Origin of the sequence: Qipengyuania sp. NPDC077410, assembly GCF_044543405.1 — a bacterium.
GTDB lineage: Bacteria > Pseudomonadota > Alphaproteobacteria > Sphingomonadales > Sphingomonadaceae > Qipengyuania > Qipengyuania pacifica.
Genome location: NZ_JBITWB010000002.1, coordinates 275,257 through 287,730 on the forward strand (window position 1 = coordinate 275,257; position 12,474 = coordinate 287,730).

Annotated in this window: 12 protein-coding genes and 1 tRNA gene; 8 read left to right on the plus strand and 5 right to left on the minus strand. The window is 60.9% G+C overall.

Annotation, left to right across the window (positions count from 1 at the left end; translation table 11 throughout):
- Positions 1-11: 11 nt before the first annotated feature.
- From ACIGGE_RS09280 to ACIGGE_RS09290, 3 genes are all read left to right on the plus strand, one after another.
- Positions 12-752, plus strand: coding sequence for a Bax inhibitor-1/YccA family protein (locus tag ACIGGE_RS09280; RefSeq protein ID WP_397490134.1), 741 nt, complete (start codon positions 12-14; stop codon positions 750-752).
- Between the two features lie 172 nt (positions 753-924).
- Positions 925-1,824, plus strand: a complete 900-nt coding sequence (locus ACIGGE_RS09285) for a hypothetical protein (protein ID WP_397490135.1) — start codon at positions 925-927, stop codon at positions 1,822-1,824.
- A gap of 86 nt (positions 1,825-1,910) precedes the next feature.
- Positions 1,911-1,986: transfer RNA gene (locus ACIGGE_RS09290), tRNA-Ala, on the plus strand.
- Positions 1,987-2,003: 17 nt separating this feature from the next.
- Here ACIGGE_RS09290 and ACIGGE_RS09295 read toward each other — a convergent pair.
- On the minus strand, positions 2,004-2,882 hold the full coding sequence (locus ACIGGE_RS09295) for a hypothetical protein (protein WP_397490136.1): 879 nt from the start codon (positions 2,880-2,882) through the stop codon (positions 2,004-2,006).
- Positions 2,869-4,191: a replication-associated recombination protein A gene (locus tag ACIGGE_RS09300; RefSeq protein ID WP_397490137.1), complete on the minus strand. Its 1,323-nt coding sequence runs from the start codon at positions 4,189-4,191 to the stop codon at positions 2,869-2,871. The genes ACIGGE_RS09295 and ACIGGE_RS09300 overlap by 14 nt, the downstream gene beginning before the upstream one ends.
- 97 nt (positions 4,192-4,288) lie before the next feature.
- Here ACIGGE_RS09300 and ACIGGE_RS09305 point away from each other — a divergent pair, with 97 nt between their 5' ends.
- Both ACIGGE_RS09305 and ACIGGE_RS09310 read left to right on the plus strand, forming a co-directional pair.
- Entirely contained in the window at positions 4,289-5,047 is a 759-nt protein-coding gene (locus ACIGGE_RS09305) for a PadR family transcriptional regulator (protein ID WP_397490138.1), read from the plus strand.
- A gap of 73 nt (positions 5,048-5,120) precedes the next feature.
- A complete protein-coding gene (locus ACIGGE_RS09310; protein ID WP_375246794.1) occupies positions 5,121-5,543 on the plus strand; it encodes a hypothetical protein in 423 nt (140 codons plus the stop codon).
- A gap of 1 nt (position 5,544) precedes the next feature.
- Here the strand turns inward: ACIGGE_RS09310 and ACIGGE_RS09315 are convergent, their stop codons facing one another.
- The gene (locus ACIGGE_RS09315) at positions 5,545-6,711 is read right to left on the minus strand and encodes a glycosyltransferase family 4 protein (RefSeq protein WP_397490139.1); all 1,167 of its coding nucleotides are present in this window, start codon (positions 6,709-6,711) and stop codon (positions 5,545-5,547) included.
- A gap of 174 nt (positions 6,712-6,885) precedes the next feature.
- On the opposite strand from ACIGGE_RS09315, the gene ACIGGE_RS09320 reads away from it, so the two are divergent.
- The 3 genes from ACIGGE_RS09320 to ACIGGE_RS09330 all read left to right on the plus strand — a co-directional run bounded on the left by ACIGGE_RS09320 (position 6,886) and on the right by ACIGGE_RS09330 (position 10,862).
- Positions 6,886-8,043, plus strand: coding sequence for a phosphoserine transaminase (locus ACIGGE_RS09320; RefSeq protein WP_397490140.1), 1,158 nt, complete (start codon positions 6,886-6,888; stop codon positions 8,041-8,043).
- 94 nt (positions 8,044-8,137) lie between these two features.
- The gene (gene serA, locus ACIGGE_RS09325; RefSeq protein ID WP_103022610.1) at positions 8,138-9,721 is read left to right on the plus strand and encodes a phosphoglycerate dehydrogenase; all 1,584 of its coding nucleotides are present in this window, start codon (positions 8,138-8,140) and stop codon (positions 9,719-9,721) included.
- A gap of 28 nt (positions 9,722-9,749) precedes the next feature.
- Complete coding sequence (locus ACIGGE_RS09330) at positions 9,750-10,862, plus strand: ATP phosphoribosyltransferase regulatory subunit (protein ID WP_397490141.1); 1,113 nt, start codon at positions 9,750-9,752, stop codon at positions 10,860-10,862.
- Here the strand turns inward: ACIGGE_RS09330 and ACIGGE_RS09335 are convergent.
- Both ACIGGE_RS09335 and ACIGGE_RS09340 read right to left on the minus strand, forming a co-directional pair.
- A complete protein-coding gene (locus ACIGGE_RS09335) occupies positions 10,859-11,467 on the minus strand; it encodes a glutathione S-transferase (RefSeq protein WP_397490142.1) in 609 nt (202 codons plus the stop codon). The two genes, ACIGGE_RS09330 and ACIGGE_RS09335, sit on opposite strands and share 4 nt — an antisense overlap.
- Entirely contained in the window at positions 11,460-12,422 is a 963-nt protein-coding gene (locus tag ACIGGE_RS09340) for a rhodanese-related sulfurtransferase (RefSeq protein ID WP_397490143.1), read from the minus strand. Before ACIGGE_RS09340 ends, ACIGGE_RS09335 begins: the two co-directional genes overlap by 8 nt.
- Positions 12,423-12,474: the final 52 nt, after the last annotated feature.

A 12,474-nucleotide genomic window follows, 5' to 3' on the forward strand; every position in this document is an offset into this window, starting at 1 on the left:
GTTTTAAACAGATGGCCAATTGGAACGACACCGACCAGAGGCAGGGCTTCGGCTCGGTGCCGCGCGCTGGCGACGCCGTTGCCAGGCAGGAGACCTTCGACGCTGGGCTGCGCAAGCACATGCTGTCGATCTACAACTACATGACTTCGGGCGTTTTGCTGACCGGCGTCGTGGCCTTGCTGGCCGCGCAAAGCGGGCTGGCGGTGTCCTTCGCCAGCGGGCCGATGATGTGGATCGTCGCACTCGCACCGCTCGGCTTCGTTCTGGCCATGAGCTTCGGCCTGAACAAGATGAGCAAGGGAACGCTGCAGATTCTGTTCTGGTCGTTCGCGATCGTCATGGGTCTGTCCATGTCCACGATTTTCCTGCGCTTTACGGGTGAATCGATCGCCGCCACCTTCTTTGCGACCGCGGGTGCCTTCGCTGGTCTCAGCCTGTACGGCTATACTACGAAGAAGAACCTTCAGGGCTTTGGCACCTTCCTGGTGATGGGTGTGATCGGCCTGCTGATTGGGATGGTGATCAATATCTTCCTGCAGTCGAACACGATGGCGATGGCAATCAGCTTCATCGGCGTGCTGATCTTCGCGGGTCTTACGGCTTACGATACGCAGCGCCTGAAGATGGAATATCAGTATCTGCGCGGTACCGAATTCGCCGGCAAGGCGATCATCATGGGCGCGCTGAGCCTGTACCTCGATTTCATCAACATGTTCATGTTCCTGCTGCAGTTCATGGGCAATCGCGAATAGAGTTAACCTACTCGTCGCACACAGGAATCGCTTGAACGTGCCCGGGGTGTAATCGACACTCCGGGCATTTTCTTTGGCCGAACAACCGTCTACGGAAAGAACCGCTTCATCCCCCGTCAAGGCGTGACGGCGCAGGGTGAATGTCAGCTTTATCGAGGAGGGTCAGCGCGCCATGAGCCGCGGTTCAAATATCACCATTCGTATGGCAGCCGTGGCTGTCGGAATATCCGCTCTGGCTGCCTGCGCCACGCCTCCTCCTCCACCGCCCCCACCGCCGCCTCCGCCGCCGGTCGAAGCAGTGCCCATCAGGCCGCTGCCGCCGAGCCAGGCGTCCTATGTCATGGATATTCCTCAGGTGAACGCGCTGGGCATGCGCGAGACGGTCAATCTCGGCATTTCGGACGACGAGAAGGTCTGGCATTTCCGGTCGGCATGGAACGTTGCGGCGCTGAACTGCCTCGATCCGCAGTATCAAACCGTACTCGATAGCTACAGCAGCTATATAAAGGATCACGCGCGGACGCTGAAGCAGGTAAACGACCGCATCGATGCCCAGTATCGCAAGGAATATGGCAAGGGCCGTCCCGCCATCCAGGCTCGCGAAGGCCAGATGACGATGGTCTACAACTATTTCGCCCTGCCGCCGGCACGCGCGGATCTCTGTCGCACGGCGCTGGGCATTTCCCAGCAATATGCGGCAGCCGAAGATCTGGATGCGCAGGCCTTTGCCCTGGCAAATTTCGCGGCGCTCGAAGGGCCGTTCGAACGATTCTTCGTGGCGTACGAGCAGTATGAGAAAGACGCCGCTGCCTGGGATGCGAAATATGGCGAGCGTTACGGTGCCTCGCAGCCCGGTTATGTTGCCGTCAAGAACGCACGGGCGTTCGACCGGCCGAAGCCAGGGGCCGATCCCTCTACGCTGAGCGCGGCCCCTGTGGCCGAAACCAAGGTTATCGATCCGGATACCGGAGCGCAGATACCGGTGGCACCGGTTGACGAAACGCGGTCTTCCGTGCCGATCGTGCAGCCCATTCCCAACGATGCGGGCGACGACGACACGCCGCAGAACTGATCTCAACGATGCTTTTCAGGCGCGCCGTCATCCGCTAGACGGCGCGTCTAGCATCGCTTCATGTCGCGGTGCCGCAAACCTGGAACGGGGCCGTAGCTCAGTTGGGAGAGCGCGTCGTTCGCAATGACGAGGTCAGCGGTTCGATCCCGCTCGGCTCCACCAGGAAATCCGCCAGAGTGTCATATCGCGCCGAAGGTCCAGCCTTCGGTTCGGGCAAGGTCCAGGGTAAGGCTGGCAGGCTTCCATCGCGCGCTGTCATTGCCTGCCGTGCGCAGCCATGCGGCCGTCAACAGAGCGTCTGACGAGTGATCGTCGATCGGGCCGGTGCCCGCGACCTGTGCGCTGCCCAGCGATGCCAATGCTTCATTCAGAGCTTGGAAGCTGCGCATCTTGGCCTTTGAAGCGCTGCGCCCGGCCTCCAGCGCGGCAAGGCTGGTGTAGATCTCCGCAACAACCGAGCCGTTCGAAGGCAGGCTATCTATCGGCCACACCGGAAGATGGCCGCGAAGTCTGTGCAGCATGCGCATACCGGTGAGGCTCGACTTGCCGACCTGTGCGGCGCCGACGAGGTTGAAGTTTGAATAGGGTTTGCATCCCATAGCCGCCTGCGCATGTTCGGTGACGCGGAAGCGCCCGCGGCCATGCGCGGCCCCATCGCACGCGAAATGCATTCCGGTATGAACGCCGTCGCGAAAGTACGGTTTGAATTCGGGATGGTCGACGAAGGTCTGGGCTCCCAGATTGAGATCGCCTGCACAGATATCGTCGATCAGCGCCCACAGCGACGGTGCATCGGGCACGGCCGAACCGCTGCCGGGAAAATAAGCGCCGCAATCGGCAAAGGGCAGCGCGATGCCCAGATCCAGGCCGACCAGCGTATCGTCCGGCAAATCGTTGCGAAGAAGGGCGAGGACGTCCTCGCGCGACCAACCCCGGCCGGGTTCAACCAGAACCGGCGCCCCGCCATCTGTGTGCGAGAGCGCGAGCGCTATGCCTTTCTGAACAGGCCCCTTGGCACCGGACCAGTCGATGGCGAGAAAATGACTAAACCTCCCCACGATCGCGCCGTAGCTTCTCCCAATAGTCGAGCCGCTTCTTCACCTCGCGCTCGAACCCGCGTTCGACGGGTTGATAATAGTGCTGGGGTTCCATTTCGTCGGGCCAGTAATTGTCGCCCGAGAAGCCTTCCTGCGCGTCGTGATCGTAGGTGTAGCCCGAACCATAGCCGATGTCCTTCATCAGCTTGGTAGGGGCATTGAGGATGTTCTGCGGCGGCATCAGGCTGCCCGTCTCTCGCGCGGATTTGAAGGAGGCCTTCTGAGCCTTGTAGACCGCGTTCGATTTGGGCGCCGTGGCGAGATAGGTGCAGGCTTGAACCAGTGCGAGCTCGCCTTCCGGACTGCCGAGAAATTCGAACGCGTCCTTGGCTGCCATGCACTGGACCAGCGCCTGCGGATCGGCCATGCCGATATCCTCGACCGCCATCCGGATGAGGCGGCGCGCGAGAAAGCGCGGCTCTTCCCCGGCAGTCAGCATCCGGGCGAGGTAGTAGAGGCTTGCCTGGACGTCGCTGCCGCGCACCGCCTTGTGAAGCGCGGAAATGAGGTTGTAGTGACCTTCGCGATCCTTGTCGTAAACCGCAACGCGCCGCTGCAGAAACTGGCCGAGCGCCGCGGGGTCTAGCGGCTCTTCGATCTTCGCATTGTATAGCGTTTCCGCTTGGTTGAGTAGAAAGCGGCCGTCACCGTCGGCGCTGGCGACAAGGGCGTTACGCGCCTCGGCGGTGAGGGGAAGGGGGCCTTCGAGCTCTTCAGCCTTGTCGAGCAGCGTACCGAGCGCTTCGTGGTCGAGCCGTTGCAGTATCAGCACCTGCGCGCGGCTGAGCAATGCGGCGTTGAGTGCGAAGCTAGGATTTTCGGTGGTCGCGCCGACCAATGTAACGGTGCCGCGTTCGACGAATGGCAGGAAGCCGTCCTGCTGCGCGCGGTTGAAACGGTGAATCTCGTCAACAAACAGCAGCGTGCGTTGGCCCGCCTCGGCGGCCTGGTCTGCGGCGGCGAAAGCCTTCTTCAGATCGGCGACACCGCTAAAGACCGCGCTGACGCTTTCGAAGCGCATACCGACGCTGTCCGCGAGTAGCCGGGCAATAGTCGTCTTGCCCGTCCCGGGCGGGCCCCACAGGATCATACTAGAAAGGCACCCTGCCGCGACCATCCGCCCGATCGCGCCTTCGGGACCAGTCAGATGGTGTTGACCGACTACCTCATTAAGCGAGCGCGGGCGCAGGCGATCGGCCAGCGGCGCATCTTCGCGCGGAGCATCGTCCGGTGTGGAAGCGGGAAGGCTATCGGGAAACAGGTCGGCCATTGGTCGACTGACATAGTGTCTTCATCCGGGTTTTGCATGACTCTCTTACGGGAGCTTCATAAGATATATCGTAGGCATATCTTATAGGAGACTCGATATGACTAATGACAAGCGCAGAGATGAACCCGACGAAGGACATATTCCCGATTATCCCGAGGGCCGTGACTTCGATGTGGATGTCGAAATAGACATCGATGCCGACGATGATCGGGATGGGAGGCTCAGGAAATCGTTCAGTACGAACAGCTTTTTCGGGCCCGATGGGATCTTCGGTCCGAAAGGTCCCTTCGGGCCCGACGGACCGTTCGGACCCGGTGGGCCGTTCGGCGCGGGTGGCCCATTCTCAACCGGCCACCGCCGGGACAAGAAGCAGCGTACACGCGGGCGGCGCATGTTTGCTCCCGGAGAGTTGCGGTTGCTGCTTCTACACCTGATCGCACAGGAGCCGCGCCATGGTTACGAGCTGATCAAGGCGGTCGAAGATATGACAGGCGGCAGCTATTCGCCGAGCCCCGGTTCGGTCTATCCCACCCTGTCGCTGCTCGAAGACGAGGGACTTATCCGCGAGGTCGAAGGCGACGAACCGCGCAAGGCCTACCGCGCCACCGAAAAGGGACGTGGCGAGTTGACCGACAGGAAGGACGAAACCGACGGACTGATCGAGCGGATCGAAGGGCAGCGGGAGCGGCGCGCCAAATCGGGGAAGGCCTTCGCGACGCCGGAAATGTTCCGCGCGATCGGGAATCTGGCGACCGTGCTGAAAAATCGTGCACGGTCGGGCAAACTAGAAGAAGAGACGATGCGCGAAATCGTCGATCTGGTTGACGACCTCGCCAAGAAGATCGAACGCCTCTGACCGGCGTCTCTCTTTGCTCCCGGTGCCGCACGTGATATTCTGCTGCACCGGGTCGCGAGGGGAGGGTTCAGTCATGAATACATCCATCACGACGCCGTGGCACTTGTGGGCAGTCGGCATAGTCACGCTACTTTGGAACGGGCTTGGGATCACAAGTTACCTGATGACCGAACTGGGGCAGCTTGACGCCTTGGGAATGTCGTCCAGCCAGATCGCCTATTTCGATACTTTTCCGGCTTGGGCGACCGGCTTCTGGGCATTGGGCGTCTGGGGGGCGTTTCTAGGTTCGATCCTGCTTCTGGCCCGGTCGAGATTTGCGATCCATTCGCTGGCAATTTCGATTGTCGGCCTAGTTGGGACGACGTATTTTCAGCGCGTCGCAATCGATCTGCCGGAAGACATGAACAATCCGGCGCTCGACGCGGCAATCTGGATCATCACGTTTTTCACCTTGTGGTACGCGATCAGGATGCGCGCGCAGGGCGTCCTCAGCTAGATTAGCGTCCGCGCTGCCTTTGCAGGCGAAGGTATGTGTCGACAACAGATTGGTTGATGGCGTCCCAGGAGTAGGCGCGTGAGGCTTTTTCGCCATTCGCGCCGTGTTCGAGGCGCAAGGCGTCGTCCATGCAGTAGGGGGCAAGTGCTTCCGCACAGGCTTGCGCGAAGGCATCGGGCTTGTCGGGTTCAACGAGCCGTCCGGTTTCGCCATCGTTCACGAGACTGGCCGCGCCTGTCGCCCCAGCCGCAACGACCGGCAGACCGCTGGCCATGGCTTCCAGAGTGACATTGCCGAAGGTTTCGGTAATCGAAGGGTTGAAGAAAATGTCTCCGCTGGCGAGCGCCTGGCTGAGATCGGCGCCGGTTCTGAAACCGACGAAGGTTCCCCCGGGTAAAGCCTTTTCGAACCAGCTGCGAGCGGGACCATCGCCAATGACCAATACCTTGTGAGGTATCTGGCGCCTGCGTAGCTGGACAATGGTCTCGGCGAAAACGTCGAGACCTTTTTCCATCACAAGTCGGCCAAGGAACACGATGGCCACATCGTCGTCGGCGAGGCCATTTGCTCTTCTCCATTCCAGATCGCGCTTCGACGGATCGAATACGGTCCGGTCCACGCCGCGCGACCAAAGGGAAATGTCGTTGTGCATGTCCTGCGCCTTGAGCTCTTCGATCTGGCTCTGCGAAGGCGCAACCAGAGCATCGCAACGGTGGTAGAAGCGACGAAGGAAGGATTCGACCACTGGCTCCAGGAACCCGACGTTGTAATAACGCGGATAGGTTTCGAACCGGGTATGCACCGATGCGAGAACGGGAATGTCCCGCTTTCGCGACCATTTCAACGCCGAATGGCCGGTAAAATCGGGAGCGGAAAGATGCACCATATTGGGAGCGAAGGCCGCCAAGTCCGCTCGCGCTTTTGAATCGAGAGGCAGGCCGAGTCGGTATTCCCCCCGACGGGGCACCGGCATCCGCATATTCGGCACGTCCACCAGATCACCCGTCGGAGGGAAATCCGGCTTTTCCACTACCGGCGAATACACTCGCAAGGCCGCTCCCTGCCGCAGCAGGTAGTCGGCGAGGCGATTGAGCGCCTGATTGCAGCCGTCGCGGGTATAATTGTAGTTTCCGCTAAACAGCGCGATGCGAAGATCGGTCACGTCCATTGCGGGCGGCCATAGTCCGGCACGAGGGTTTTGGCGAGTGGTCGCTTGTCGATACACAGACCCGGTTTGCCGCTTGTCCAGCATTTCGCATTGACTTGCTCACGCGCAACTATATTGCCGCCGACGGGCCACGCGGTCCCAACGCCGCGCGAGCTCTCTGCAAGGAGAGAATACATGACTGCCGAACCGACGCTCAAACCCGAGCGCCCTTTCTTTTCGTCCGGACCGACCGCCAAGCACAAGGGCTGGTCTGCCGCCGATCTCAAAACCGAATCGCTCGGCCGCTCGCATCGCAGCGCGCTTGGCAAGTCACGGCTGAAACATGCCATCGACCTGTCCAAGGAAATGCTGGGCGTTCCCGAAGACTATCTGGTCGGCATCATGCCTGCCTCGGACACTGGGGCGCTGGAATGCGCAATGTGGACGATGCTGAAGCCCGATCGCCCGGCGACTGTCGCGGCATGGGAAAGCTTTGGCAACGTCTGGATCCAAGACGCGGTCAAGCAGCTCAAGTTGCCCAAGCTGACCACGCTGGATGCCGATTACGGCGAGATCCCGGACCTGGCATCCATCCCGCAGGATAACGACGTCGTCTTTACCTGGAACGGGACCACTTCGGGTGCGAAGATACCGGACACGGACTGGCTCGCGAAGGATCGCGAAGGCGTGACGATCAACGATGCCACCAGCGCCATCTTCGCCATGGAGATGGACTGGGCGAAGCTCGATGCCACCACGTACAGCTGGCAGAAGGTGATGGGCTCGGAAGCCCAGCACGGCATGCTGATCCTCAGCCCCAAAGCCGTGGCCCGGATCGAGGAATACGATCCCGATTGGCCGCTCCCCAAGCTCTTCCGTCTCAAGAAGGGCGGAAAGATCAACACCGGCATCTTCGAAGGCGCGACGATCAATACGCCCTCGATGCTTGCGACCGAAGATTATATCGACGCACTCGAATGGGCGCAGTCGATCGGCGGCCGCAAGGCGATGTTCGAGCGGGCCGATGCCAATGCGAAGCTGGTCAAGGACTGGATCGAGGCGACGCCGTGGCTGCGCAACATGGTTGCCGATCCGGCCAAGCGGACCAACACCGGCGTTTGCTTCGTCTTCCAGGGCGACTGGTACGATAGCCTGTCAGAAGAGGATAAGGCTGGCGTTCCGAAAAAGATCGTCAAACTGCTGGAAGACCGCGACGTCGGGTACGACTTCAACGGCTATCGCGATGCCCCGCCGTCCCTGCGCATCTGGTGCGGCGGCACGGTCGAGCAGGAAGACCTCAAGCGCCTGCTGCCGTGGATCGAGTGGGCCTACGAGAAGGTCAAGAACGGTTGATCCGGTTGGCGGCAGGGGCCCCCTGCCGCCACCAGCCCTATTTCCAATTCATGACCCGGCCTCATGGCCGGAGGCAACGACAGGAGCATCTGTCATGAGCAAGCCCAAAGTCCTCATTTCGGACAAGATGGACCCGAACGCCGCCCGCATTTTCGAAGAACGTGGCTGTGACGTCGACGTGAAGCCGGGCATGACGCCCGATGAACTGAAGGCGGTCATCGGCCAGTATGATGGCCTTGCCATCCGTTCAGCTACCAAGGTTACCAAGGATATTATCGATGCCGCGGACAATCTGAAGGTTGTCGGGCGTGCAGGCATCGGGGTCGACAATGTCGATATTCCCGCCGCCAGCGCCAAGGGCGTGGTGGTGATGAACACGCCTTTCGGCAATTCGATCACCACGGCCGAGCATGCCATCGCCATGATGTTCGCACTTGCGCGCCAGATCCCGGCCGCAAACGCACGGACGCAGGCCGGCGAATGGCCCAAGAACGACTTCATGGGCGTCGAGGTGACCGGCAAGACGCTGGGCCTTATCGGTGCGGGCAATATCGGATCGATCGTCGCTGCGCGCGCTTTGGGACTGCGGATGAAGGTCGTAGCTTATGATCCCTTCCTCACCGAAGAGCGCGCAGTAGAAATCGGTGTGGAGAAAGCAGACCTCGACACGCTGCTCGGCAAGGCGGATTTCATTACGCTCCACACGCCGCTGACCGACGAAACGCGCAATATCCTGTCGAAGGAGAATCTTGCGAAAACGAAGCCCGGTGTCCGGATCGTCAATTGCGCACGAGGTGGGTTGATCGACGAAGCAGCGCTGGCAGAAGCCCTCGACAGTGGGCAGGTCGCCGGGGCGGCCCTGGACGTGTTCCAGACGGAGCCGGCCAAGGATAGCCCACTGTTCGGCAAATCCAATTTTATCTGCACCCCGCATCTTGGTGCGAGCACGACCGAAGCGCAGGTCAACGTCGCGCTGCAGGTGGCGGAACAGATGGCTGATTATCTGGTCAGCGGCGGCGTTACCAATGCCCTCAACATGCCATCGCTAAGCGCCGAAGAAGCGCCCAAGCTAAAACCCTATATGAAGCTGGCGGAAAACCTCGGCAGTCTCGTAGGTCAGCTTGCACATGGAAATCTGACCAAGATCAGCATCGAGCGCGAGGGTGCCGCTGCAGAACTTTCCGGTAAGCCGATCGAGGGCGCGGTTCTGGCCGGCCTGATGCGGCAGTATTCGGACACGGTGAACATGGTCAATGCGCCTTTCCTGGCCAAGGAACGTGGCCTCGACATCCGGTCCATTCGCCACGAGAAGGAAGGCGCCTATAACACGCTGCTGCGTGTCACGGTGGGCACCGAGGCTGGCGACCGTTCGGTCGCCGGTACGCTGTTCGGTGCCGATGCGCCGCGTCTGACGGAAATCTTCGGCGTCCGGATCGAAGCCGAACTCGATGGCCATATGCTCTATATCGTAAATGAGGACGCGCCCGGTTTCATCGGCCGCATCGGTTCTCTTCTGGGCGAGAACGGCATCAACATCGGTACATTCAACCTTGGCCGCCGCGCGGCCGGGGGGGAAGCGGTGCTCCTGCTGAGTGTCGACCAGCCGATCCCGGACGACGTCGTAAAGGCGGCCTGTGCGCTGGAAGGCGTGAAGACCGTGATGCCGCTGGCGTTCTGATAAACGATAGGGCAGGGGGCGCGTCATTATGACAACAGCTGACGACCTCCTGCCTGTCGGTCTCGAAGACGCTCTCCCGGATCGCGCCCGCAAGATCACTTCTGCGATGCGCGCAGTGCTCGATGCGATGGATGGCCACGGCTATGACCGCGTCCGCCCTCCACTGGTCGAGTTCGAACAGTCGCTGGCCGGCCGCATGGACGGCGTGGCGACGCGCCGGATGGTGCGTTTTACCGATCCCGACAGTTTGCGAACGCTCGCGCTTCGCAGCGACATCACGGTGCAGATCGGGCGTATCGCGGCGACGGGTATGGCACATGCGCCGCGCCCCTTGCGCCTGTGTTATGCAGGTGACGTCGCCTTTCTCAGCGCGAGCCAGCTGGATCCGGCACGCCAGCGGCTGCAAATGGGCGCGGAGTTGATCGGAACGGACAGCGTGGCAGCGGCCAGCGAAATCGTCTCGGTCGCGATCGACGCGCTCACGGCTGCGGGCGTTACCAATATCTCGGTCGATTTTACCTTGCCAGACTCGGTCGACGCTCTGGCGCAGGATGCCATGCCCCTGGCACCGGACCAGCGCGAAGCGGTGCGGCGCGAACTCGACACGAAGGATGCGGGCGGTCTGCGCGAAGCGGGCGGCGATGCCTACCTTCCGCTACTCTATGCCACGGGTGACTTTGCGACGGCCATCGACAAGCTCGCCGCGCTTGATGCCGGCGGGGCGCTGGCCAGCAGGATCGAGGGTTTGAGGACGATTGCGGCGACGATCGGTGAGCGAGCACGGGTAACGCTCGATCCCACGGAACGGCATGGTTTCGAATACCAGAGCTGGTTCGGCTTCACGCTTTATGGCGACGGAGCGCGCGGCGCGCTTGGGCGAGGTGGGACTTATACTATTCGCGGGAGCGAAGAAGCTGCGACAGGTTTTTCGCTCTACATGGACCCGTTGCTCGATGCGCTAGGTGCCACGAATGGCGATGGCGGGAAGAAGCTTTTTCTCCCGCTCGGCCATGATCGTGGGACGGCAGCTCGGCTGCGAGCGATCGGCTGGCGTACGGTGGCGGCGGTTGAACCGACCGACGACCCGCAGCAGCTGGGATGTTCGCATGTTCTGGATGGGGACGCCCCCCGGACGCTCTAATCCGCTGACTTCCATTGCGGATGTTTCCGCATCACCCCGGCGAAAAGGTCCGAGACGAGGAGTCCTTCCAGCCACTTTTGGAGAGCGGGCAGGTCCAACGCGTCGAACCAAGCACGGTCGGCATTGGCAAACTGACGGATGAAGGGAAAGATTGCGATGTCTGCCAAGCCGCGCCGAGCTCCGCATAGATAGGTGGTACCGGCCAGCCGCTCGTCGAGTTGCTTGAGGATATCGAACGCTGCCGCCCGGTGCTCTTCAGGGTCCACGTCATCATAGCGGGTCGCGTATTTGTAGCGATCCAGATGGTGCTTGAAGGGGCCATCATTGGTCTCGATCAAGTGCGGATCGTTTCGATCGAGCCAGCCTTCCGGATCGTTTTGTCCCAATGCCCAGTGCATGATGTCCAGGCTTTCTTCCAAAGGCGGGGCACCCGACACGACCAGAACAGGGACCGTTCCCTTGGGTGACACCTCCAGCATCTCGGGCGGCTTGTCGCGCAACACCACTTCGCGGTGTTCGTAACTGGCACCGCTCACGCTCAACGCCATGCGTGCGCGCATCGCATAGGGACAACGACGGAAACTGTAGAGGATCACCTCAGTCATCCGTTTCGATATCATCCCTGCGACCGATATGATTCTGTCCGCGCGCACCGGCCAACGTCGCCTGCCGGTGCCGCTCGCTGTAACGAGCTCGCTGTTCTTCGCTGCGTTCGCCATGGCAGCGGTGGCACGATACGCCTTCGACGAAATGCTCGTGCGCCATATCTTCCCTGCTCAAGGGCCGCCTGCACGCACGACATAGTGAATGATCGCCAAGCTTGAGACCATGGCCCACGCTGACCCGTTCATCGAAGACGAAGCATTCGCCGCGCCACAGGCTTTCCTGTTCCGGAACATGTTCGAGGTAGTTCAGAATGCCGCCTTTAAGGTGGTAGACTTCCTTTACCCCTTCGGAACGAGCGAAGGCGGTCGACTTTTCGCAGCGGATTCCGCCGGTGCAGAACATGGCGATTTTTGGTGAGCGACCTGTGTCTTCGATCTCCGCCCGCTTGGCTCGGAACCAATCGGGGAACTCTCCGAAGCTTTTCGTTTCAGGGTCGATCGCCCCTTCGAAGGTGCCAATCTGCACTTCGTAATCGTTGCGAGTATCGATCACAATCACGTCGGGATCGGCGATCAGCGCGTTCCAGTCTTGGGGATCGACATAGGTACCCACTCCAGACAACGGATCGAGATCGGGCTGGCCCATTGTCACGATCTCCCTCTTCAGACGCACTTTGGTGCGATGGAAGGGCATCGTGTCGGAACGCGATTCCTTGACCTCGATGTTGGAGCAGCCGGGCAAGGTGCGGACATGAGCGAGAACGGCGTCGATACTTTCGTCCGACCCTGCGATGGTGCCATTGATCCCTTCGCGGGCCAGAAGCAGAGTGCCGCGCACGCCAGCCTCTTCCATACACGCCGACAAATCGGGCTTGATGGAGGCGGGATCGTCAAATCTCGCGAACTGGTAGAGCGCGGCAATGCGGATCGGTAGAGGGGCGGGTACGGTTTTCACGGCACCGCCTTTAGCAGTCTCTTTAGCAGGCTGCATCCCCGGCTTTCTCCAA

Coding starts and splice junctions, on each gene's coding strand:
- ACIGGE_RS09280 (WP_397490134.1), top strand. CDS start 12: ATGGCCAATTGGAACGACACCGACCAGAGGCAGGGCTTCGGCTCGGTG.
- ACIGGE_RS09305 (WP_397490138.1), top strand. CDS start 4,289: ATGACTAATGACAAGCGCAGAGATGAACCCGACGAAGGACATATTCCC.
- ACIGGE_RS09300 (WP_397490137.1), bottom strand. CDS start 4,191: ATGGCCGACCTGTTTCCCGATAGCCTTCCCGCTTCCACACCGGACGAT.
- ACIGGE_RS09285 (WP_397490135.1), top strand. CDS start 925: ATGAGCCGCGGTTCAAATATCACCATTCGTATGGCAGCCGTGGCTGTC.
- ACIGGE_RS09335 (WP_397490142.1), bottom strand. CDS start 11,467: ATGACTGAGGTGATCCTCTACAGTTTCCGTCGTTGTCCCTATGCGATG.
- ACIGGE_RS09320 (WP_397490140.1), top strand. CDS start 6,886: ATGACTGCCGAACCGACGCTCAAACCCGAGCGCCCTTTCTTTTCGTCC.
- ACIGGE_RS09310 (WP_375246794.1), top strand. CDS start 5,121: ATGAATACATCCATCACGACGCCGTGGCACTTGTGGGCAGTCGGCATA.
- ACIGGE_RS09315 (WP_397490139.1), bottom strand. CDS start 6,711: ATGGACGTGACCGATCTTCGCATCGCGCTGTTTAGCGGAAACTACAAT.
- ACIGGE_RS09330 (WP_397490141.1), top strand. CDS start 9,750: ATGACAACAGCTGACGACCTCCTGCCTGTCGGTCTCGAAGACGCTCTC.
- serA (WP_103022610.1), top strand. CDS start 8,138: ATGAGCAAGCCCAAAGTCCTCATTTCGGACAAGATGGACCCGAACGCC.